General features: G+C 62.5%; 17 protein-coding genes. 10 read left to right on the top strand and 7 right to left on the bottom strand.

The window, feature by feature from the left end:
- From tssE to MTR72_RS19965, 5 genes are all read right to left on the bottom strand, one after another.
- On the bottom strand, window positions 1–549 hold the full coding sequence (gene tssE / locus MTR72_RS19985; RefSeq protein WP_280964715.1) for a type VI secretion system baseplate subunit TssE: 549 nt from the start codon (window positions 547–549) through the stop codon (window positions 1–3).
- A gap of 170 nt (window positions 550–719) precedes the next feature.
- Window positions 720–1,205: an Hcp family type VI secretion system effector gene (locus MTR72_RS19980; RefSeq protein WP_280964714.1), complete on the bottom strand. Its 486-nt coding sequence runs from the start codon at window positions 1,203–1,205 to the stop codon at window positions 720–722.
- Window positions 1,206–1,255: 50 nt separating this feature from the next.
- Window positions 1,256–2,758, bottom strand: coding sequence for a type VI secretion system contractile sheath large subunit (gene tssC, locus MTR72_RS19975; protein ID WP_280964713.1), 1,503 nt, complete (start codon window positions 2,756–2,758; stop codon window positions 1,256–1,258).
- Between the two features lie 17 nt (window positions 2,759–2,775).
- Window positions 2,776–3,297 carry a type VI secretion system contractile sheath small subunit gene (gene tssB / locus MTR72_RS19970; RefSeq protein ID WP_280964712.1) on the bottom strand — a complete coding sequence of 174 codons (522 nt, stop codon included), beginning with the start codon at window positions 3,295–3,297 and terminating at the stop codon, window positions 2,776–2,778.
- A 124-nt stretch (window positions 3,298–3,421) separates the two neighbouring features.
- Window positions 3,422–4,735 (bottom strand): type VI secretion system protein TssA, encoded by a 1,314-nt coding sequence (locus MTR72_RS19965; RefSeq protein WP_280964711.1) that lies wholly within the window; start codon window positions 4,733–4,735, stop codon window positions 3,422–3,424.
- Window positions 4,736–5,083: 348 nt separating this feature from the next.
- On the opposite strand from MTR72_RS19965, the gene MTR72_RS19960 reads away from it, so the two are divergent.
- From MTR72_RS19960 to MTR72_RS19920, 9 genes are read left to right on the top strand one after another with little or no spacing between them, the layout of a single operon-like run.
- A complete protein-coding gene (locus tag MTR72_RS19960) occupies window positions 5,084–6,952 on the top strand; it encodes a type VI secretion system Vgr family protein (RefSeq protein ID WP_280964710.1) in 1,869 nt (622 codons plus the stop codon).
- A gap of 5 nt (window positions 6,953–6,957) precedes the next feature.
- Window positions 6,958–7,521, top strand: coding sequence for a DUF6931 family protein (locus tag MTR72_RS19955; protein ID WP_280964709.1), 564 nt, complete (start codon window positions 6,958–6,960; stop codon window positions 7,519–7,521).
- Between the two features lie 12 nt (window positions 7,522–7,533).
- Window positions 7,534–8,910 carry a type VI secretion system-associated FHA domain protein TagH gene (gene tagH / locus MTR72_RS19950; protein WP_280964708.1) on the top strand — a complete coding sequence of 459 codons (1,377 nt, stop codon included), beginning with the start codon at window positions 7,534–7,536 and terminating at the stop codon, window positions 8,908–8,910.
- A 49-nt stretch (window positions 8,911–8,959) separates the two neighbouring features.
- A complete protein-coding gene (gene tssK, locus MTR72_RS19945) occupies window positions 8,960–10,297 on the top strand; it encodes a type VI secretion system baseplate subunit TssK (protein WP_280964707.1) in 1,338 nt (445 codons plus the stop codon).
- The gene (gene tssL / locus MTR72_RS19940) at window positions 10,294–11,817 is read left to right on the top strand and encodes a type VI secretion system protein TssL, long form (RefSeq protein ID WP_280964706.1); all 1,524 of its coding nucleotides are present in this window, start codon (window positions 10,294–10,296) and stop codon (window positions 11,815–11,817) included. Before tssK ends, tssL begins: the two co-directional genes overlap by 4 nt.
- Before the next feature lie 43 nt (window positions 11,818–11,860).
- A complete protein-coding gene (gene tssM, locus MTR72_RS19935; RefSeq protein ID WP_280964705.1) occupies window positions 11,861–15,403 on the top strand; it encodes a type VI secretion system membrane subunit TssM in 3,543 nt (1,180 codons plus the stop codon).
- Window positions 15,400–16,089, top strand: coding sequence for a type VI secretion system-associated protein TagF (gene tagF, locus MTR72_RS19930; protein ID WP_280964704.1), 690 nt, complete (start codon window positions 15,400–15,402; stop codon window positions 16,087–16,089). The genes tssM and tagF overlap by 4 nt, the downstream gene beginning before the upstream one ends.
- 6 nt (window positions 16,090–16,095) lie before the next feature.
- A complete protein-coding gene (locus MTR72_RS19925) occupies window positions 16,096–16,872 on the top strand; it encodes a PP2C family protein-serine/threonine phosphatase (protein ID WP_341510860.1) in 777 nt (258 codons plus the stop codon).
- Window positions 16,869–18,677 (top strand): serine/threonine-protein kinase, encoded by a 1,809-nt coding sequence (locus MTR72_RS19920; RefSeq protein WP_280964702.1) that lies wholly within the window; start codon window positions 16,869–16,871, stop codon window positions 18,675–18,677. Before MTR72_RS19925 ends, MTR72_RS19920 begins: the two co-directional genes overlap by 4 nt.
- Before the next feature lie 9 nt (window positions 18,678–18,686).
- Here MTR72_RS19920 and MTR72_RS19915 read toward each other — a convergent pair whose 3' ends face one another.
- Both MTR72_RS19915 and MTR72_RS19910 read right to left on the bottom strand, forming a co-directional pair.
- A complete protein-coding gene (locus MTR72_RS19915; RefSeq protein ID WP_280964701.1) occupies window positions 18,687–19,715 on the bottom strand; it encodes a DUF4424 domain-containing protein in 1,029 nt (342 codons plus the stop codon).
- A gap of 51 nt (window positions 19,716–19,766) precedes the next feature.
- Window positions 19,767–20,048 (bottom strand): hypothetical protein, encoded by a 282-nt coding sequence (locus MTR72_RS19910; protein ID WP_341510859.1) that lies wholly within the window; start codon window positions 20,046–20,048, stop codon window positions 19,767–19,769.
- 161 nt (window positions 20,049–20,209) lie between these two features.
- Between MTR72_RS19910 and MTR72_RS19905 the strand changes: the two genes are divergently transcribed.
- On the top strand, window positions 20,210–21,949 hold the full coding sequence (locus MTR72_RS19905) for a hypothetical protein (RefSeq protein WP_280964699.1): 1,740 nt from the start codon (window positions 20,210–20,212) through the stop codon (window positions 21,947–21,949).
- The last annotated feature ends 37 nt before the right edge of the window (window positions 21,950–21,986 follow it).

Raw genomic sequence — 21,986 nt, 5'->3', positions numbered from 1 at the left:
TTAAAGTCGGTTGATCTGGATATCGCCGCTGTCGAGGTCGACATCGGCGACGAATTCCACGGGAACGTTGAGCGGCTCGGCCTTCAGGTCGGCGTGAACGATGAAGCGCAGCTTGAGCTGCTCGGGGCCGACAGAGCCGTCGCGGCGGACCCGGATCGTCTTGCGATCGAGCCTTGGTTCGTACGTCGTCAGCGTCGCGCGTAGCGCGTCGTTGAGCTCGTCGTCCGTGACCTCGTCGATCGAACGGTGCGCGATATCGGGGAAGCCATAGTTCAGGATCGATGTTCGGACGCAATTCCGGCCGCTCAGGTCCAGGGTCGATTCCAGAGCAATGGTATTGAGGAGCGATTCAATGTCATGGGAGACTTCGCGCCGAAGCAACGTTTCGGAGATCGGAAAACGGCCTGCGCTGCGCCGCCCGGCAATGACCCGCTCGCCGAACTCATCGCGCAGATTGAGCTTCTTGCGCGCATCGCGCGCTTCATGAGCCGAACGAAAGGCCAGCATCAATGGGGGGCAGAGCCGATCCCTCTTTGGTGTAATGCTCATTTGCGGTCCCCGTGACGCCCAACCCGCATACAATTCCGGGGACGCCCATTGGCGTCCAACTTGACGTCGTGTCAGCAGGCGGTCGGGCCGGCCGACAGGTGCGATCGCAATCGCACCGCTTGGCGCCGGTTCCCGCTATTCGCAACCGGCGCCAGGCGAGGAGCCGACAATCAGGCCCATTCCTTGTTGGCTGCAACGTCCCAGCCGAAGGTCGGCGACGCGCCGGCAGCGCCTTTTTCCGTTTGGGTCTTGTAGATCATCTTCACCTTCTGGAAGTTCAGGCTCACGTTCTCGGTGAGGCGATCTTCGCCGTGCGATCCGCCGGTCGACACGCTGGTGACCAGAACGTTCTTCATCTCGACCTTGAGATATTCGAGCGGGTTTTCGCCGGCCTTGCGGACCGTCAGGATCGCGCTATCGATATGCTTGCCGTTCGCGCAGACCTTGAAAAGCTCCGGCGTGGCCTTGTCGACGAAGTGCGTGAAGTGGAGATCCTGCACGCTGACTTTGCCGGCGCCGCCGCCCGAGCCGCTGTGGAAAGTGCCGGTCTGGCTCTCGCCGAAAGACCAGCTCAAAATATCGATTTCGTCCTTGTGCTTGTCGTCCAACGACTCGCCTTTGATCGGGTCGAGTTTCAAGAAGATGTCGACAGCCATAGCATAGTCCTCTCAAAATTATGCATGTTTGCGGTTGCGATGATGCAACGTCAGGAGCTGGGGCCAGGCAGGCGCGAAACCAGACTGAGGCCGACATCCATCGCTTCCAACTGAAAGTGTGGACGGAGAAAGAAGCGCGCGTTGTAATATCCCGGGTTCTCCTCGTTTGCTATGACCTCAACCTTCGCAGCGGCCAGCGGCTTGCGCGCTTTCTGAGCTTCTGACGACAGGGCTGGGTTGGCATCAACGTACTCGTTGATCCAGGTCTGCAGCCAGACCGTCAGCTCATCCTTCTCCTTCATGGATCCGATCTTGTCGCGAACCATGCACTTCAGATAGTGCGCAAAGCGGGACACTGCGAACATGTAGGGCAGACGTGACGACAGGTTGTCGGACGCGGTTGCATCCACGCCCTTCTCGCCGAAATACTTCTTCGGCTTATAGAGCGACTGGGCGCCGATGAAGGCGGCCTTGTCGGTGTTCTTGCGATGGATCAGCGGGATCAGGCCCGCCTTTGCAAGTTCGTGCTCACGGCGATCGCTGATGGCGATCTCGGTCGGGCATTTCAGATCGACGCCACCGTCGTCGGTCGGGAATGTGTGCGTCGGCAGGTTGATGACCTCGCCACCGGACTGTACACCGCGGATGCGCGTGCACCAGCCGAACTCCTTGAAGGCGCGGTTGATGTTGACCGCCATCGCATAGGAGGCGTTGATCCAGCCGTATTTGTCGCCGGTGTGCCCATCCGTCTCCTCTTCGAAGGCGAACTCTTCCACGGGCTCCGATTTCGCGCCGTAGGGGAGGCGACCCAGCACGCGCGGCATGCACAGGCCGAGATAGCGCGAGTCGTCCTGATCACGCAGTCCCTTCCACGCCGCATATTCCGGCGTGTCGAAGACCTTGCCGATGTCACGAGGGTTGGAGAGCTCGGTCCACGAGTCCATTCCCATCAGCGTCGGCTCGGCGCCGCTGAAGAAGGGCGCGTGGGCGGCGCCGGCGATCTTGCTGAGATCGCGCAACAACTGCACGTCGGTGGGAAGGTGGCTGAAGTAATAGTCGCCGATCAGGCAGCCGAACGGCTCGCCGCCCAACTGGCCGAATTCGTACTCGTAGATCTGCTTGAACAGCGGACTCTGATCCCAGCGCGCATCGGGGTAGAGCCGCAGATTGCGATACAGCTCGTTCTTGGAGACGTTCATCACCCGGATCTTGAGGTTGGCGTCCGTCTCGGAATTGAAAACGAGGTAGTGCAGGCCGCGCCAGGCACTTTCGATCGCCTGGAACTCAGGTGCGTGAAGTATCTCATTCATCTGCGCGGTCAGCTTCTGGTCGATCCGCGCGATCATCTCCTCGATGGTGTCGAGCACGTCCGACTTGATAACGCTGGTATCCTTCAACGCTTCTTGAACGAGCGTGGATACCGCGTTCTCGACTTCGGTCGCTGCACGTTCAGTGCGCGGCTTGAAGCTTTGCTTCAGCAGAGCAGCAAACTCATCAGCTTCGACGGTCCCGACCTGGGTGGTGGGCTCTTTATGGACAGCTTCTTTTGCCATGGTCCCCGTTCCTTCCCTTAGCTCTCGGTGTCGGGTTCAGTAGACTGGGCGCGCTCCCGCAGCGCGGCCATCAGTTGAGGATCGGCGAGAAGTTTCTTGAGCTGATCCTCGGCGGCCACCTTGCCATCCATATAGCGCAGCAGATTGGCGAGCCGTTCGCGCGCCTCGAGCAGCTTGGCCGTAGCCGGCACCTGCCGGGCCACCGCGACGGGGGTGAAGTCGGACATCTTGTTGAAGCGCAGGTTGACGGAGATTTTATCGTCGGACCCTTCGCTGAGGCGATTGGCGACGCGCGCCGTCACGCCGGGCTGGATCGCCGCCATGCGGCTGTCGAAGTTGTCCATGTCGAACTCGAGGAATTTGCGTTCCTCGACTTTCGTCTTCTCGACGCCGGGGTTGTTGCCGGAAAGGTCCGAGAGGACCCCCATGACGAACGGCAGTTCGATTAGCCGCTCGGCGTCGTAAGGGTCTTCGTATGTGATGTGCACGCGCGGTGCGCGGTTTCGCCGAATGAATTTTTGTCCGCTATCGGTAGCCATGGTTCCCCTCTTTACGAAATCGCTTTAGAGGCCGACTTGCACGACGCAGGTTGATAAGGCGCTTCAACTCGCGGTCGGCAAAGCTCCCTTATGTCCAGTTAGTCCCCTCGAGCGAAACGCGGGTTCAATGCGATTTGTCGATTGTCTTCAACGCGCCCTCGGGCAAGACGTCGTTTAAGAGGCTGAGGAAGTCTCGTTGTGCGAGATCGCGCGCGCGATCGACCAAGAGCGGGATAGGGCTGGATGGCTCCGCGGCTCGGAAGAACGCCGCCACCTTCGTCAGCAGGCCCAAGGCCTGCGCTCTATTTTCTACTGAAAAAACAATATCTTGAGTGTTGTCCTCGGTCGTGGATGAGAGCGAGGTGGCGAGCTCCGCCATGCGTTCGATCGGCAGGTCGAAGACTTTGTCTCGTCCAATGTTGATCGCAGCGCTCTCCACGTGGGAGGGCACCAGCATTCGCATCACCTCGATGAACGATTTGCCGACCATCTCCTGTGCCTGACGCACCAGCAGCAGCGCCGGATTGGATGGTTCCATTCGGGCAAAATAGTCGCCCGCCGCGGCAAGTGCTGCGGAGGCCTGCGCCGGCGAAGTCAGCGCGCCGGTCGTGTCCGGCGCGGCTTGTGCGTCGACCGGAGCGGCATCTTCCGCAGGCGCGACGATTGCTGCCGGATCACGCGCCGTGACGAGACCCGCAAGCCAAGCAGCCATGCCGTTCACCAAGCCGGACAGCCTGTCGAGACTGATGGGCTGCCCCGAGTTCAACTTTTCGTGCCAGGTCGCCTTGATGCCTGCGACTTCAGCGGCGACCGCTGAGCACCGCGCGCTGACGGTCTTGAGAGTGTCCAGGTCCGTTTCGCCGACGATGCGCTCGATGGTCGCGAGATCGGGGCCATCGACGTCGGCGTCACCGGCGGGTATTTCGCCCTTGGCAACCTGATAGGCACGGTAGTTGAGGCTGCCGTGCCTGCGGTTCTCGATCAGGGGAAGGAATTGGAGCGGGTTGATCACGGTCGGAAAGACGTCGATGGCTTCGACCGTGACGGCGCGAAGCGCGTAGTCGCCGTCCTCACCCCTCGGATGCACCGCTTCCCACTGCTCGCGCAGCAGCAGGTTGGTCGCCTTCAGGCAGCTCAGAAAGCCGTCGAGATCGCGGTTGAGGATGGAAAACTTGGCCAGCAGCATGTTCAGGCGCAGATCGCGGGTGCGTGCCAGAAGGGGCTGCGCGGCAGCGAACTGGCCTGCAAAATCGACCGCCTTCGGATCGAAGCGTCCGCGCTCTCCGTTGGCGTTGACGACCTCGAAGAACGACATCGGCAGCAGGGATTCCGCACCTGCGAAGAAGTTGAGATATTGGACGTCTCCGATGGCGTCGAGATCCGGCCCGCAGGGATCGTCGGCGGCGATGGGCTGCGTCAGGGTGGCGACATCAAGCATGCGAGATCGTCCATCTGCTCGGCCATGGCCCCTCTGCCGAGCCCGTGACATCTGGCGGATCATGCAGGGGGGATCATGATCCGATTGCCTTATGGGTCAGACGCCTGCTGGTCTCGGTTCATTCCCGATGATCATGACATTTTCGCGTGAACCGGCAAGCTTTTGGAGCCGACTACTTGAGGGCCCGGGTGGTTCTTTGGACGGCTGCTGTGGTGCGTCAGGAGGCCCGGCTCCGGGGCGGACTTGCCGGCGTTGCCAGTGGCGGGCAGGATATCCGCGGTTCTTGCAAGACGCCTGATCTGCTCTTTGCAGCCGATCATGCGGGCGATGAGGGAGTTTAACGCCCACATGGGCCAGCTTACCCAAGATACCCGCCTCTGCGAACTCAAGACGCCTCTCGGCAAGGACGTTCTGGTTTTTGTTGGCTTCGAGGGCTCGGAAGGTCTCAGCGAACTCTTCGAATATCGTGTCGAATGTCTCAGCGAGGATGCCGACCTCGACTTCGACCGTGCGATCGGTCAGCAGTGCACGCTGACCATAAAGCTGCATGAGAAGGAGCGCGAGTTCAGCGGCATTCTGACGGAAGCCCAGTGGCTCGGGGTGAAGAACGACTATTTCAGCTACCGGATTGTCCTGAGGCCATGGTTGTGGCTGTTGTCGCGCACCACCGATTGCCGGATCTTTCAGGATAAGAAGGCGCCCGACATCATCAAGGAAGTCTTCAACGAACGCGGCTTCACTGACTATGAATCCAAGCTGACCGAAGAGGGCTCCTGTCCGAAGCTCGAATATTGTGTTCAGTACCGCGAGACCGACCTGAGCTTTGTTTGCCGGCTGATGGAGCAGCACGGCATCTACTACTTCTTCAAGCATGAGGGCGGCAAGCACACGCTGGTGTTGGCGGACTCCAAATCGTCGCACAGCCCGATCAGCGGTCTTGCCACGATTCCGTACATCCCGCTGACGGGAGCCGACCGTCGAGCGGAGCAGCACATCTACGAATGGGTCTCGGAGCGCCGGTTTCGCACCGGGAAGATTGAGCTCAACGATTACAACTATCAGAAGCCCAACGCGCAGATGATCAGTGACGCCAAGAGCTCCGAGCATTACACGCGGTCGGAGATGGAGTTTTACGACTATCCCGGCAAGTTCAAGGAAAAATCCGACGGTGAGCGCTACGCGAAGATCCAGCTTCAGGCCGAGCAGGCGATGGATCGGCGGCGCCGCGGCAACGGCGACGCCGTCAACCTGTTCCCCGGTGGGCTGACGAAGCTCGAAAAGCACTCCAAGGACTCGCAGAACGTCGAATATCTCGTGGTGCGGGCCACGCATTCGTTCTCGATCGAATCCTACCGCACTGGTGGTCCCAGCGACGCCGGGCAACACGTCTATTTCGGAAGCTACGAGTTTCTGCCCAGCGATCGGCCGTTTCGAGCGCTGATGATGACGCCGAAACCGAGGATCAACGGCATCCAGACCGCCAAGGTGGTGACCAAGGACGACAATTCGAGCGAGGAAATCGACGTCGAGTCGCTGGGCGAAATCTATGTCCGCTTTTTCTGGGATCGGAAGAAGAAGCGGTCGTGCCGGTTGCGCGTGGCCCAGGTCTGGTCTGGCAAGCGCTGGGGCGGTCAGATCATTCCGCGCGTCGGACAGGAGGTGGTTGTCGAATTCCTGGAAGGGGATCCGGACCGGCCCCTGGTGATCGGCACCGTGTACAATGACGAATACAAGCTGCCCTACGATCTGCCGTCGAAGAAGACGATCGCGGGATTGAAGTCGGACTCCACCAAAGGTGGCAGCGGCTACAACGAGTGGAACTTCGAGGACAAGAAGGGATCCGAGAAGATCACGGTGCATGCCGAGAAGGACCACGACGTGACGGTCCGCGACACCGAGACACGGACCATCGGCGAAGCTGCATTCGGCGGCGACACCCGCAAGACCACGCTCAAGAACGGCAATGACAAGCTCGATATTGAATTGGGCGGTCAGCACATCACGCTGGCCATGGACCAGTCTGTGAATGCGGGCATCAGCATCACGCTCATGGCCAATGCCAACATCACGCTGCAGGTTGGTCCCAGCCAGATCATCCTGACCCCGGCGGGCATTGTCATCAACGCGCCGACGATCGCCATGACGGCGCAGGCCGCCATGGCGCTTTCAGCCGGTGGTCCGCTTGCCGCCCACGGCACTCCAACCCTTGTCGGCTGACGGCTATGGCGCAGGTTCGGTTCGGCACGGTTCAGGATCTGCTTCAAGCCTATCCCATGGCGCGCTATGATGTCGGCAAGGCCGACGCCGACAAGCCTTCGCTGGATTTCCTTCAGGAGGCCGCCGACGCGCGCAACTGGCACCAGGCCGTATCCTTCTGCGCTTATTTGCTCCCAAGGCGCGTGGCCATTGCCTGGGGATGTCGCTCGCTGCGACGGATGTTCGACCATTTCGACACCAACGACAGCAGGTCACTTAACTTCGCCGAGACCTGGGTCCGCCAACCGGAGGAGCAATCCCGGAACAAGGCCCTGGCCGTCGGCAATGCCAACGATCCCGAGCAGCCGGCGACATGGCTGGCGCTGGCGGCCGGCTGGTCCGGCGGAAGCGTGGTTCCGGCGGAGTTCGCGCCGGTCGAAGCCAAGCCCGATCAAACCGCGCGGGCGGTGCGTGCAGCCCTGCTGATCGGCCTTTGCCGGCTCCCCCGCGACTCGAGGGACCGGATAATGACGGCGTGCCTGGAGGATGGTATTCAATTAGCTCGCGGTGAACCGCGTCCTTCACGGTAGCGGGACGATGTGATGGTGCTTCGCTTTCATATCGAGAACGAACCGAACCTTCCCGACGGTGGGCCTGTGTCATTTACGGTCACCGGCAGGCGTTCGGTCGACATTGGCCGGGACCGTCACCTCGACTGGACTTTGCCGGATCCGGCGCGGATGATTTCCGGAAAGCATTGCGAGGTGCACTTTCGCGACGGCGGCTATTGGCTGCATGACGTCTCGACCAATGGCACCTTTCTCAATGGTGCCGACCAGCGCCTGCGGGGGCCGCACCGGCTGCGCGATGGCGATCGCCTTACCATCGGCCATTACATCATCGCAGTTTTCCTGGAGGATGAGGCTGGCGCGCGTGCCCCAAACCACGAGGCGCAACTGCAGGCACCTCTCGTCCAGCAGCACGCGAACTACGGGGAGCTTTGGGCAGCCGACCGTGACGTGCCGCCGCCGATCGACCCGCAACAATTGAAGAAGCCACGCGAGGCCGCACGGCCCATCAATCCGGAGTTTCTGGATTGGGCGGCGAGCGTTCCGGCGCCGGTTGTAGATCCTGTTCGACGTTCATCGTCGATGCCTCCGTACCAGCCATCCGTGCAGGATGACATGAGCTGGGCAGCCGGTCCGGTCGCGGCGCCGAAGGCGCAAGTCGAGCGCCCGCCCGCCATGCCGAGCCCACGCCGGCCATCGGTGTGGACCGATGACGAACCAGCGGCTGGCAAGCCGCCGCCATCGCCATCGCCACCGCAGGCCGAAATGCTCCGCCCGGCGCAGGCGGCAGACGAGGGACCCGACACCGCCATGTCAGCCGGTGGTACTGAGTTCGCGCGGCTGGTGGCACGCGCTGCCGGATTGCCCGACAACTTCTTTGCCCGCAAGACCGATGCCGAGCTCGCCGAACAGCTTGGCATCATCTTACGCATGACCGTGGATAATCTGATGGCGCTGCTGCAGGCGCGAACCCAGGCCAAGCAGCTCACCCGCAGTACCAGCCAGACCACCGTCCAGGCCATCGAGAACAATCCGCTGAAATTTTCGCCGACGTCGGAAGAGGCAATGCGCATTTTGTTCGGACCGCCGACGCGCAGTTACCTCGACGCGCAACGCGCCTTTGCGCAGGGCTTCAGTGACCTCAAATCACATCAGTTGAAGACCTACATGGCGATGCAGCACGCGGTCCATGAGCTGATCGCCGGTATCGATCCGACACTGATGGCACGCGAGCTCGAGCTTCAGCGCGGCGCAAGCTCCTGGCTCGGCACGAACAAGAGCAAGCTCTGGGACGAATTTTTGACGCGCTGGAAGGCGCATCTCGGTCGCGACAACAGCGCACCGATCGATACCTTCATGTTGCATTTTTCGGACTATTACGACCGCGCGGACAAGGTCGGTTCAAAGTGAACTATCGGCGGCCACGTGGTCGCCGGAAAATTGCTGAGTGGATGCAGGAATGTCTTGGTATAGCAAGGTTTTCTGGTCAGAAGGTCTGTTTCTGCGACCGCATCATCTGCAGCAGAACGATCGCTACATCGAACATTTGCTGGAAAAGCGCGTTCGCTACACAACGCCATATCCCTGGGGATTTGCCCAGCTCGAGATCGACAAGGACCTTACCGAACAGAGCAAATTCGCGGTGCGCAATGCGTCCGGCGTCATGCCGGACGGAACGCCGTTCGATATTCCTGCAGACAGCCCGATCCCCGAAGCGATCGAAGTGCCGGAGACGGCCGCAGGCCAGATCGTCTGGCTGATGATGCCAGTCGCAGCGCCAAACACCCGCGAGGTGGACGAGGACCGCACCGACAGCGCCAGTCGCTATGTTCGCACGTCGGAGACCTTCATCGACTCGACTTCCGCGCTGCGCATCGAAGAAGAGATCGACATCGCTTATCCCAGGTTGTCGTTCGAACTGCGCAAGACCAGCAAGCCCGGATACATGGGCCTCGGCATCGCACGCATTCTAGAGGTGCGCGACAAGAACGTCCTGTTCGACGACAAGTTCGTACCGCCGATGCTCGTCTGCGCCGCACATCCGATCATCGACGGCTGGCTCAACCGCATCATCGGCTGGGTCGAGACCAAGCTCGACGAGCTTGCGCGTTATGCGGTCGATCCGTCGTCCGGTGGCGGCTTGCAGAGCGTCGACTATCTGGTGCTGCAAGTGCTGAACCGGACCATTCCCGTGCTGACTCATTTCCAGCGTTCCGGCAGCGTGCATCCCGAGCGGCTATACGAGGAGCTGCTGAGGTTCGCGGGTGAACTTGCGACGTTTGCCACGGCGGAGCGGCGCGCGCGCAACTATCCGGCGTACGATCACGACGATCTCGAGAACATTTTCACACCGCTGGTGAGCGACATCCAGGACTTCTTGAGCGCGCGCCTGGGCCGGCGGGCGATCCGCCTGGAGATCATCGAACGCGCACAGAATGCGTTCGTATCGCCGATCCGCGATCGGGCGCTGTTTCGAAATGCGACCTTGGTGCTGGAGGTTGCCGCACGGCGGCCGCTGGTGGAGATCCAGAACGATTTCCCGCACCTGTTCAAGGTCGGACCGAACACCAAGATGAACGAGATCGTGCACGCGAACCTGCCGGGGTTGACGTTGGTGCATTTGCCGACGCCGCCGCCGCACATTCGGGCCATCACGGACCACGTCTATTTCTATCTCGACCGCAAGTCGCCGCTATGGCCGGAGTTCAGCACGGCGGCCTCGATTGGAATGCACTTCTCCGGCGACTGGCCGGAGCTTGAGCTGTACCTTTGGGCTATCCTGGAAGACAGGCCATGAGCGACAGGGACAAGCCGGTCAATCCTTTCGGTCGGGGCGAGCGGACGATCATCCGTCCCAACCCCGGCGGGAAGTTGCCGCCGGCTCCGACCCCTCAGCCTTCGGCGGGCGAGGGACCAGTTGCCCGGCCCGCCTATTCGCCGTCGCCCGTACCTTCTCCCGGCGCACCTGCGCCGTCACCCTTTTCTCCGGTCCCGCAGGGCCCGGGCTATGCCGCCGCGCCAACCAGCCATCCGGCTGAGGAATGGATCTCGACGCCCGCGCCAGCCCAGGCGCCGCAGCCGATGCTGCCGCCGGGGCCACCATTGCGTGTCGATGATCTGGTCGCGCCTAACGCAAATCCGGTGATGCGCGCCGCGGGCCCGCTGCTGCAATTGCTTGGCCGCTTGCGGGTGGCGCTCATGCGCGCGTCATTCGCGAGCCTGATGGAGCAGGTCGCCGACGCCATCAAATTCTTCGAGAAGGATATCCGTTCAGCGGGCATTTCCGAGCACCAGGCCAACACAGCGAAATACATCCTGTGCGCCACGGCCGACGATATCGTGCAGCACATCCCGACCGAGGAGCGCCACGTCTGGACGCAATACTCGATGCTGAGCCGGTTCTTCGGCGAGCGGATCGGCGGCGTCCGCTTCTTCGAGATACTCGACCATCTGAAGGGCGATCCGCTGGTCAACTATCCGGTGCTCGAACTTCAGCACGCCTGCCTTGCGCTCGGCTTCCAGGGCATTCACCGCACGTCGGCGGGTGGGCTTGCGAACCTGCAGGTGATCCAGCGCAACCTCTACGAAACGCTGCGCCGGGTCCGGCCCAAGACGATGAGCGATCTGTCGCCCAACTGGCGCGGGCAGGCGCTGGCTGGTCGCCGGCAGCGTCTGCGTGTTCCGGTCTGGCTCGTGGCGGCCGTGGTCGCCGCGCTGCTGACCGGGTCCTATTTCGTCCTGCGGACGCTCCTGGCCGGCCGGGCAGAGAATGCTGCCGAGGTGGCGCTTGCGCTGCATCCGGCCGATCCGATCGAGCTCAAGCGCCGTGTCGTTGCACCACCGCCACCGCCGCCACCACCGCCGCCACCGGATCGTATCACCCAGCTCCAGCGTATTCGCAACGCGTTGGCCAAGGAGAACACCGCCTGTGCCATGACCGCGGACCAGACCGCGAGCTTCATCGTGATCAGGGTTTGCGACCTCGCGCTGTTCGCGTCGGGCCAGGCCACCATCCTCGACGGCTTCAAGCCGGTCGCAGCCCGCGTGGCGGCAACCCTCGACAAGGAGCCGGGACGAATCCGGGTCGTCGGCCATACGGACAGTTCGCCGATCCGCACAGTGCGCTTTCCTTCGAACTTCGAGTTGTCGGTCGAGCGCGCCAAGGCGGTTGCCGGCGCACTGAAGCCGGGCCTCACCGATGCCTCGCGCGTCGACGTCGAGGGCAAGGGAGCCGATGCGCCAATCGCCAGCAATACGACACCTGAAGGACGCGCCAAGAACCGGCGCGTCGAGATCTTTATCGAACGCAGCGAATAGGCAGATACCGCCAGCTCACGCGGTTTGCGACAGGTATGGTTAGATGCTTGCCAAGGACATTCTCCGCATCGTTCTCTACGGAGTCGGGCTCAGCTCGCTCGGGGCGGTGATCTATCTCGCCGGTCCCTTCGTCGCGTTCGGCGACTGGCGGCCGCTGGAGAACCATATCGTCCGCCAGATCGCGATTCTTCTGCTCACCACGGCCGTGGCAGGCGTCGTGGGCCTCAATCTGTTCAAGCGCCGCAAGAATGCCAAGGAAATTGCCGACGGCATCACCGGTGCGGATCAGCCCGTCAGTGACGAGCCGGTGCTCAAGGAGCGCATGAAGGATGCGCTCGCGACGCTCAAGACCGCCAGCGGCAACAAGTCGGGCTATCTCTACGATCTACCCTGGTACGTCATCATCGGTCCGCCCGGCGCCGGCAAGACCACGGCGCTGGTCAATTCCGGGCTCAAATTTCCGCTCGCGCGGGGGACGACGCCGGCGGCGATTGCAGGGGTCGGCGGGACCCGCTACTGCGATTGGTGGTTTACCGAGGAAGCGGTGCTGATTGATACCGCCGGCCGCTACACCACCCAGGATTCCAATAGCAAGGCCGACAAGGATAGCTGGCTGGCGTTTCTGGACATCCTGAAGAAGAGCCGGTCGCGCCAGCCGATCAATGGCGTCCTCGTCGCCATCAGCATCGAAGACGTGCTGACGCTACCGAAGCAGGAGCTCGCGCTTCACGCCGATGCCATCAGGATGCGCCTGCTCGAGCTGCATCAAAAGCTCAGGGTCAGCTTCCCGGTCTATGCGCTATTTACCAAAGCCGATCTCGTTGCCGGCTTCACCGAGTATTTCGCCTATCTCGGCGACGCTGGCCGCCGACAGGTCTGGGGCGCCACGTTCCAGACCGCGGACAAGACCCAGAATCTGGTCGGGCAGATCCCGCTCGAGTTCGACCGTCTGCTGGAGCGCCTGAGCGAGGAGACGCTCGACCGTCTGCAGGACGAGCCGACGCCGCAGCACCGCGTCCAACTGTTCGGCTTCCCGGCGCAGATGGCGCGGCTCAAGCCCCAGATCCACGATTTCCTCAACCAGATATTCGAGCCGACGCGCTATCACGTGAATGCGAATCTGCGTGGGTTCTACTTCACCTCGGGTACGCAGCAAGGCACGCCGATCGACCAATTGATCGGATCGCTGGCGCGTACGTTCGGCGCGGAGGAGGTCGGTTCCGAATCCTATTCGGGAACGGGCAAGAGCTACTTCCTCGCCGATCTGATTTCCAAGGTCATCATCGGCGAGGCCGACTGGGTTTCGACCGACCGCGCCGCGGTGCGCCGCGCATTGATCCTGAAGACCGCAGCGCTGTCATTGATCGGCCTGGTCTCGATCGGACTGATCGCAGCGTGGCTGACGAGCTACAAGCGCAACTCCGATTTGATCGAGCAGAGCCTGCAGGCGGATAGCGAATATGCGGCCGCCGGAGCACCACTCATCAAGCAGACGCTGATCGCCGATCATGATCTCGACAAGGTGCTGCCGCTGCTCTACCGGCTGCGCAACGCCCCGGCGGGTTACGGATCGCGCAACGAGCCGGTGCCACTGTCGGCGCGCTACGGGCTCAGCCAGCACGCCCGGCTGCTATCGCCCTCGAAGGCGGCCTATCATACGGCACTCGAGCGCATGTTCCGGCCGCGCCTGCTGTATCGCCTGGAAGAGCAGCTCAATGCGCGCATCAACGAGCCTGCCTTCGTCTACGAGGCGCTGAAGGTCTATTTGATGCTCGGCGGGCTGCAGTCGCCGGACCGCGAGCTGATCCGCTCCTGGATGCAACGCGACTGGGCGGACAACCTCTATCCCGGCGCAACCAACGCGGAAGGGCGACGTCTACTCGATGAGAACCTCGTGGCGATGTTCGACCTCGAGACCGAGCAGCCGCCGCTGGTCGAACTCGATGGTCGGTTGATCAAGCAGGCACAGAGCTCCTTGGCGCGCCTGAGCGTGTCGCAACGTGCGTACGAGTTTCTGAAATCGGAGGCGCGTGCATCGACCGCCGGCGACTGGATCGCCAGTCGCCGCGGGGGCCCCGACATGGCCGTCGTGTTCGAGACCACGACGGGGCAGGCTTTGGACGCCGTGCGGGTGCCCGAGTTCTTCACGTATAACGGCTTCCATCAGAAGTTCATCGCCCGGCTGCCCGGCTTGTCCGAGCGGATGAAGCGGGAGCGTTGGGTCCTGGGTGATGCCGGCCAGCAGTCGGCCATCGACCAGCAATACGACAATCTGGCCGGCGATCTGCTCAACATCTATTCCAATGATTTCGTAACGAGTTGGCGAACGGCACTCGGCAGCCTGCGCCTGAAGAAGCTGCTCGCCGACAAGCCGAAATACGAGGTGCTGAGGGCCCTTTCGGCGCCGACATCGCCGATGCGGCAAATTCTGGAATCGGTGCGCGACGAGACGATGTTGACAAAGGAACGGGCGAAGCCGGCCAACGCTGCTGCTGCCGTGGCCGCCGCTGCACCGGCGCCGGCACTCTTCACCAATGCCCAGGATGGACCGCCCGGCGCGACGATCGAAGCACAGTTCAAACCTTACCATGCGGTGCTAGAAGGCGAGAGCACCCATAGGCCGATCGACTCGACCATCGCCAACCTGAACGACATCGCGCAGAACCTGACGCTGATCATCGAGAATCCGCAACTGACCGCGCAGGCGAGTGCTGCGCTCCAGGCCCAGGTCGCAGCGCTCCGCAACAATGCCTCGCGCATGCCACCGCCATTTTCCGACATGTTGCGTGCGGCGGCCGGGGAGTTCGAAGGCAGCATTGCAGCTTCGACCGCCGGACAGATCCTGCAGACGTTGCGCGATCAGGTCACGCCGGTGTGCCAACAGACGGTGACCAACCGCTATCCGTTTGTCCGCAGCAGCAATCAGGAGGTGCCCCTCGCGGATTTCGCCAAATTGTTCAGTCCGAATGGGGTGATGGACAAGTTCTTCACTCAGTACCTGGCACCTTACGCCGACACGTCGCGGTCGGATTGGGTCTGGCGAAAGGAGAGCCCCGTCGGCCGTTCGTTCTCGCCGGACACCCTCAAGCAATTCCAGAATGCGGCCTATATCCGCGATGCCTTCTTCCAGACGGGCGGCGGTGTGCCGGCGGTATCATTCGCGATCCGCCCCCCTGGGGCATCCGGGCCAGGCGTGACCGTCAAGACCGAGATCGGCGGCACCACGATTACCAGCCCAACCACTCCCGGACCGGCCGCTTCGCCCTTTTTCGGCGGTCCGCCACCGCCGCCACCGCCACCGCCGCAGAGCAACGCACCGACGACCGTCCTGTGGCCGGGTCCTTCGCCGCGGACGGCGATTTCGGTCAGCAACGATACCGGCCCGCCGTCCGTGCTCGAGCGCATCGGTCCCTGGTCGTTGTTCCGGATGCTGGAGGCAGGCTCGTTGGTGGCGAAGGCGGAAACCGCCAGCGCGACTTTCATCGTCGCCGGCCGCGAGCTCAACTATCAGATTTCGACCGGATCGTTGCGCAATCCGCTGAACCTGTCAGTGCTCCGCGAGTTCCGTTGCCCGACCGGAATATGACCATGCGTTGCGGTTTATTCGGCAAGATCGGCGCGAAGCGCGATTTCATCGCGATCGCGACCCCGCGCAATTTCCTGGAAGCCTGGGAGCCGTGGCTACAGGCTGCGCTGTCGGCAAGTCGCCACCAGCTTGGCTCAGGCTGGCAGCAGGCCTTTTTGACCGCGCCGGTTTGGCGATTCTGGCTCGGAGCCGCGATCTGCGGCACCACGGTGACAGGTGCAATCATGTCCTCGGTCGACGGGGTAGGGCGGTACTATCCACTGACGCTGCACGCGGTGACGGACGATGACGCCTCGCTGGCGCCGCCGAATGTCGACCCGCAAGACGAATGGTTTGGGCAAGCCGAGACATTCCTGCTCACCACTCTGGATCGGGCCGCAACCTTCGAGCAGATCTCCGACGAACTCGATCGTTTCGCGGTGCCGCGACTGCAGGCGACCGTTGCCGACGGCACGCCGATCGGATCGGCGGCGGGGACGGTCTCGGCGGTCGACGCATTCGCCGGGTCGTTTGCTACACTTTGCTCCACCAATCCACAGGTCTATGCCGCGGCCAGCTTCTGGTGGACCGCCGGAGGCGAAGGCTTTCCACCGATGGCGCTGTGTTACCGCGGATTGCCTGATCCGTATCACTATTCCATGCTGCTGACCGGGAATCTCGATCGCTCGGCATGCGGGACGGGATGACACGCGATGGTACACGTCCCATCCTTGTTCGATGTCGGTAGCGTCACCCATCCCGGACGGGTGCGGGCGCGGAACGAGGATTCATGTCTGGTACGAACCGATGCCGGCCTTTGGGCCGTCGCCGACGGTATGGGTGGTCATGAGGCCGGCGATCTCGCCAGTCGCATCGTGGTGCAGTCGCTCGATGCGATCGGTATGCCGGAGTCAGCCGCGGACCTGTTGGCGGAGTGCGAGGAGCGGCTGTTCAGCGCGAACCAGCAGATATTGGCGCTGAGTCATGAACGCCAGGGTGCCATCGTCGGTACCACAGCGGCGGTTCTGCTCGTGCGCGACGGCTATTATGCCTGCATATGGGCGGGCGACAGCCGGGTCTACCTGATCAACCGCGGCGGCATCAAACAGGTGTCTCATGATCACAGCGAACTGGAGGAGCTGATCGCCGAAGGAGCGCTGTCGCGCGAAGACGTCAAGGATTGGCCTAGCAATGCCATTACCCGGGCCGTCGGCGTCGCCGATGATCCGGAGTTTGAGGTGGTGACGGGGCCGGCCGAGCCGGAGGACATCTTCGTGATCTGTAGCGACGGCCTGACCAAGCACTTGCAAGACGACGAGATCCTTCAACACGCGGCCACGCGGCGTGCCCAAACGGCCTGCGATGAGATGCTCGCTCTGGCTCTTGATCGCGGTGGGCTCGACAACGTGACGATCGTGGTTGTGCGGCTGCTGATGCCGCAATCCCGGGAGCCGACAAGATCGCCGCTCGATTGGGAGCCGCAGCCATGACTGCGAACGATCCGTTCCGATCCCCCTATCACGGCGTGCCGCCCGGCACCCGGCTCAACGGCATCTACGAGATCGAAGCGGTGATCGGCGCGGGTGGCATGGGTGAGGTCTACAAATGCCGCGAGATCCAGACCGGATCGCCGGTTGCGGTGAAAATGCTGCTGCCCGACATGGTCGAAAACGAGGCGGCGCTCGCGCTGTTCCGTCGGGAGGCCGCGGCGCTCCACAACCTTCCGCACGACGCGATCGTTCGCTACTTTCTGTTCACCGTGGAGCCGGTGCTGCAGCGCCCCTATCTCGCGATGGAGTTTGTGAACGGCCGCTCGCTCTCGAACATGCTCGAGGAGGGGCCGCTGACCTTCGAGGCGCTGATCAAGCTGATGCAGCGCGTCGCATCGGGATTGGAGGCCGCCCACGAGCACGGCATCATCCATCGCGACGTTTCGCCGGACAACATCATCGTACCGCTCGACGATGTCAGGCGGGCCAAGATCATAGACTTTGGCATCGCCCGGTCGACCCAGATGGGTGACAAGACCATCATCGGTTCGGGCTTCGCGGGCAAGGATAACTACGCATCGCCGGAACAGGTAGGGCTGTACGGCAATGATGTCACCGCGAAGTCCGATGTCTACAGCCTAGGTCTGGTGCTGTTCCATGCGCTGACTGGACAGAAGCTCGACATGGGCGGCAGCCAGTTTCAACTGGTGGAGAAGCGCCGGCGTGTGCCCGATCTCGGTGCGGTGGACATGCGCATCCGGCCTTTGCTGGAGCAGATGCTGCAGCCTGATCCGGCATTACGTCCGACTATGGCGGAGGTCGCTAACTGGATGCCGGTTGGTTCGGCTCAGATACCCGCCGCGCCGTTGCGTGGCTTCGATCCGCTGCGGCGGCCGGAAAGCGCGCCGCCGGTGCTGCAGGACAGGATGCCATCGACCGCGCAGAGACCGCGCAGCCTCTGGCTGGGTGCGGGTGCAGCAGCGCTGCTCCTCCTGCTCGGCGGCGGTGGTTATGCCTTCTACAAGCTGGTTTGGTCAGCGCCCCGCGTGGCGGTCTTGCCGCCACCTCCGAAACTCGCCGGAACGGTCGCGCCGCCGAAGGTCGAGCCCGCCGGACCTCAGCCCGGACGCCAGGAGCAGGTGAAGCTGCCCGCGCAGCCGACGGCGACGCCGTCTCCGGCACTCGATGGGCCGGGGCGAGCCGAGCGCATCCGCAAATATGTGGCAAATTATTCTGGCGGTGACTGCTTCTTCATCCTGCCGGTTGCCGTGAGCCAAAATGCCGCTGTCATCGAAGGCTTCGGCGCCTCGACCGCTCCGTTCGACACCTTTGACAAGGCGTTCCGGCGCGAACAGGGCTTCGAGGCATCGGTCGGCGTCCGGCAAGTCACTCAGGCGCAATGTCCGGCCGTCAAGTTCTTGAGTCAGGTCGGGAGCGATCAGGCGCGGGCGCCGCGCATCAGCCTGTCAGCGACAGAGCTGAAAGCCGGCGAAGCCCTCAATGGCACCATCGAGAACTTCGCCAACCGCGTGGTCGAACTGCTCATGGTGTCGGATCGCGGCGAGGTCCAGAGCCTGTCTTATCTTCTTAAGCCGGGCATCGACTCGCTTTCGTTCACGCTCCCGACAGCGCGCGCGAGCGGTCCGCAACTGCTGTTGGTCGTGGCAACTCCGCAGGTTCTGGATTCGTTGCGCCAGCCGCGACCGATGGCTGCCGACACGTTCTTCCTGCAGGCGATGAGCGAGGCTCAGCGCAGCAAGGTGACAATCGTCGCAGCCGCGCGCTACGTGCTGCTCACGAACTGATAGACACGCTCAGAATTTTCCGATCACCAGGATCTTCAGGTCGGCATCCGGCTTGAAGTCGCTTGCGGTATATTCAAGCATGCTTCCGGCGGCGGATGCCTTGAGCCGCCCCGAGCAGAAACTCACCAACCGATCGCTGCCGCCTGGGTCGATCGTCAACTTGAACGAGCGGATCGGCCCAGCCCAGTTCGCGCCGGTCTTGAGCACGTATGATATCCGCCGCTCCTGCAGCTTCGCGGTGTTGGCCTGGCTGTTGCCTGCGCGCTTGTCGAGCTCGGTGAGGAACGCATCCTGGACGCAGTACTCCTTCCGATAACGCGCGACTTCCTGACTGAGAGCGCTGCTGCGGCGCAGGCTCGAGCGCAGGATGGTGTCAGGGCTGGAGCCGACGCTCGGCCGATACTGGTGTTCGACGGTGACGGTGCGCGTGGGCGGAAACACCTGCTGGCGCACAGCCGACGTCTTGGTGATCCAGCCTGGGGCATATTGCTGGCGACCGTTGTCGCTCATGCCGGCAGGCATCAGAAGCCCGTCGTCCACGAGCCGGGTTCGGGTCGCCGCGGGCAGGTCGGCCACCCGGATTTCGCGTCCGCCGATCGGCAGCAGCGGCAGCTTGAACTCACGGAGCAGGGCGCTGACATCCTTGTTGCCAACCATCGCACGCTGATCGATGGTCAGCGGCGCCAGGCTGCCGTCGACCTTGGTCTCGAAGTCGACGAAGTTGACCGGATCGTTTGACGGCAGCGCAATGCTCTCCGCCTCCGACAGGTCGATGTCGGGCAGTGGAAAGGCAACGGTAAGCGTGACCGGCTTGGTGGTGGTGTTGGTGAATTGGTAGCGAACACTGATCCTGTCGAGTGCGATACGAAGGTCCTCGCTTTCCATGGCCACGTCATTGGTGCGAACGAGCTGGAGCCCGCCGATCGACAATTCGGCCGCCGAGTCGTTGGCCTGCGCGGGCCAGCCGGTCGCAACCAGCAGCGCGGCCATCAAGGCTCGGCTCCGGAATGACGGCGGGGTGGACGGTCCGTTCACCATGCTAGCCTCCATACGGCGTCGCAGCATATGCCGGTTCCGTCCGGCGATGGGTCAGTCGATCGCCTGGTAAAGATCGCCCCACTCGGACTTCCAGACACCGTCTGGATCGCACACCACGATTGCGAGCTTGACGTCATTGGCTAGCCGGATCGCGCCGCGAAAAGCATCCTGGGCCGGCAATTGGGCGCTAACCTGGTCAGTGGTCAGCCGCCCCCCACTCGCAGCGGCCGGCAGCACGATCGATCCGGAGGCGCCGTCATTGTCGCGTTTCAGGACCAGCGTGATCGCGTCGGGCTGGACTTCATTGACCTGCTCAAATCTATTCCTGGCCATGATTTTGCACCGCAAGCTGGAAGAAGTTCGGACTATCACCGTCCAGTGATAGAATTGAACGCGATTGAGATTGATCACCACTAATTGACGCGCCGCATTTAACGGCATCTCGGATTAGTCGGTCCGACGCGGCGATCGGTTCGGGGTACATTGAGGCGAACATGCTTCGTCCAACTCATTGGATCCGGTTATTCGCCTTTGGCGCTGGCATTTTCTTTGGCGCTGGCATTTTCGCAACCAGAGCGCAGGCTGACGATACTGTCGTACGTAGCTTTGCCGGCGGTTCGGCTGCTTCTATGGTCGGCATCGTCCCCGCCAGCGAGGACGTCGAGCTCGCAGGTCCGCAAGCGCTCAGCGCCGACGGGCAGGGCAACCTGTTTCTGCTCGATCAGGTCAATGGCCGCATCCTGCAGTTCAATCCCAAACAGCCGAATTCTGATCCTGACGTGCTCAGGATGCCGAAGGACGTTCAGCCGACCGACCTCGTCGTCCACAACGACGACATCATGGTTTGGGACGGCGGCGTGCGTACCCTGAAGGCGGCGCCAGGGCAGTCGACGCGCGGACTCGGCGGCGACGTGATCCAGCTTGAGGAAGTTTCGAGCCGTGGTGCGGACGATCAGGTCGCTGTCTCGGCCTTCGCCCAGATGGGATCGCAGGCGCCCGGCAGCGCGATCGACTTGCTTGATCAGAACACCCGGGCGGCCATCGTCAGGACGACCCGGCAGCCCGACCGGCAATATGTTGCTTCCCGAAGCAAGGGCTCGGTGATCGCCGACATCATTCCAGACAAGGGCAATGCCGCCGTCCGGATCGAGATCCAGACCATGGTCACCAACGAGACCATTGGCCAGCTCGGCTTACGCGTGCGCAACCAGCTTGGGACGGTCGAGTTTCTCGAGATTGACAACAGCGACCGCTTCTACGTGTTGGCCGAGGACATTCCGCCATCGGGGAAGAACGCGTCCACATTTGTCGCGCGCTATGCCGCGAACGGACGTCTTGAGGGAATCTACGAGCTGCCGCTGGAAAACACCCCGTTGACCAGGCGGTTCGTTACGGTCTCCGGCGATGGCGACGTCTATTTCCTGCGGACCAAGCCGGACGGCATTGAAGTGGTCGGCGTCGGCTTCCGGTCTCTAGGCAACGTTTCGGTTATCGACGTGCGGCCGTCGCGAACAGCGGTCGCGCCACCGCCGCAGCCTGACGTTAAATTCAACGCGACAGCGGCCGTGCGGCCGTCCAATCGCCAGCAGGCGATCGAGGCTGCATTTGCGTTCGAGGGTATCCAGTGGAAGCTGACGCAGGCGAACTACGGCAGCGATCCGGACAGCCAATGCAGCGGCTTCAATCGTATTCGCCGGCCGTGGTATCTCCAGGGCAAGGTGAACCAGGAGGTGCGAGGCGTACCCTATTGCTGGGGCTGTCACGGTTCCCTTGCGAACTTCCGGCAGCGGATCGAGAGTGGGACGCTGGCTGGCAATGTCTGCACCCGCAACGCACCGCGGCCGGATGTGGCGGGTGTCGACTGTTCGGCATTCGTCAGCGCCGCGTGGGGACTTTCCGTCCACTACACGACTGCTGCCATCCCCGCGATTGCAGCGCCCGTGGCAAATCCCTGGGATCTGAAGCCCGGCGATGCGCTCAACAAGCCGGGCTCGCATGTGATGTTGTTCCTGCGGTTCACGCCTGACCGCAAAGCGGAGGTGATGGAATCCTCGACCGGTGGCTGCAACGGCCGCGTCTGCCGCAACGTCTATCCGTTGGCGAGCCTGCTCGCGCGTGGCTACGTTCCGGTCCGCTTTCGCGCCTTCGCGGATGATCAGACGACAGTTTCGGCGAGCGCCTATCAAGAGACCGAAGCGCCGGCGGGCCGCAGGACGGCAAGCAAGAGGCGCTGAACCCCGTGTGTCCTTGGCGCTACAGAATGGGTAGGCA

The organism is Bradyrhizobium sp. ISRA442 (assembly GCF_038085055.1).
Classification (GTDB): Bacteria; Pseudomonadota; Alphaproteobacteria; order Rhizobiales; family Xanthobacteraceae; genus Bradyrhizobium.
This window is presented reverse-complemented; position numbering and strand designations above follow the sequence as displayed.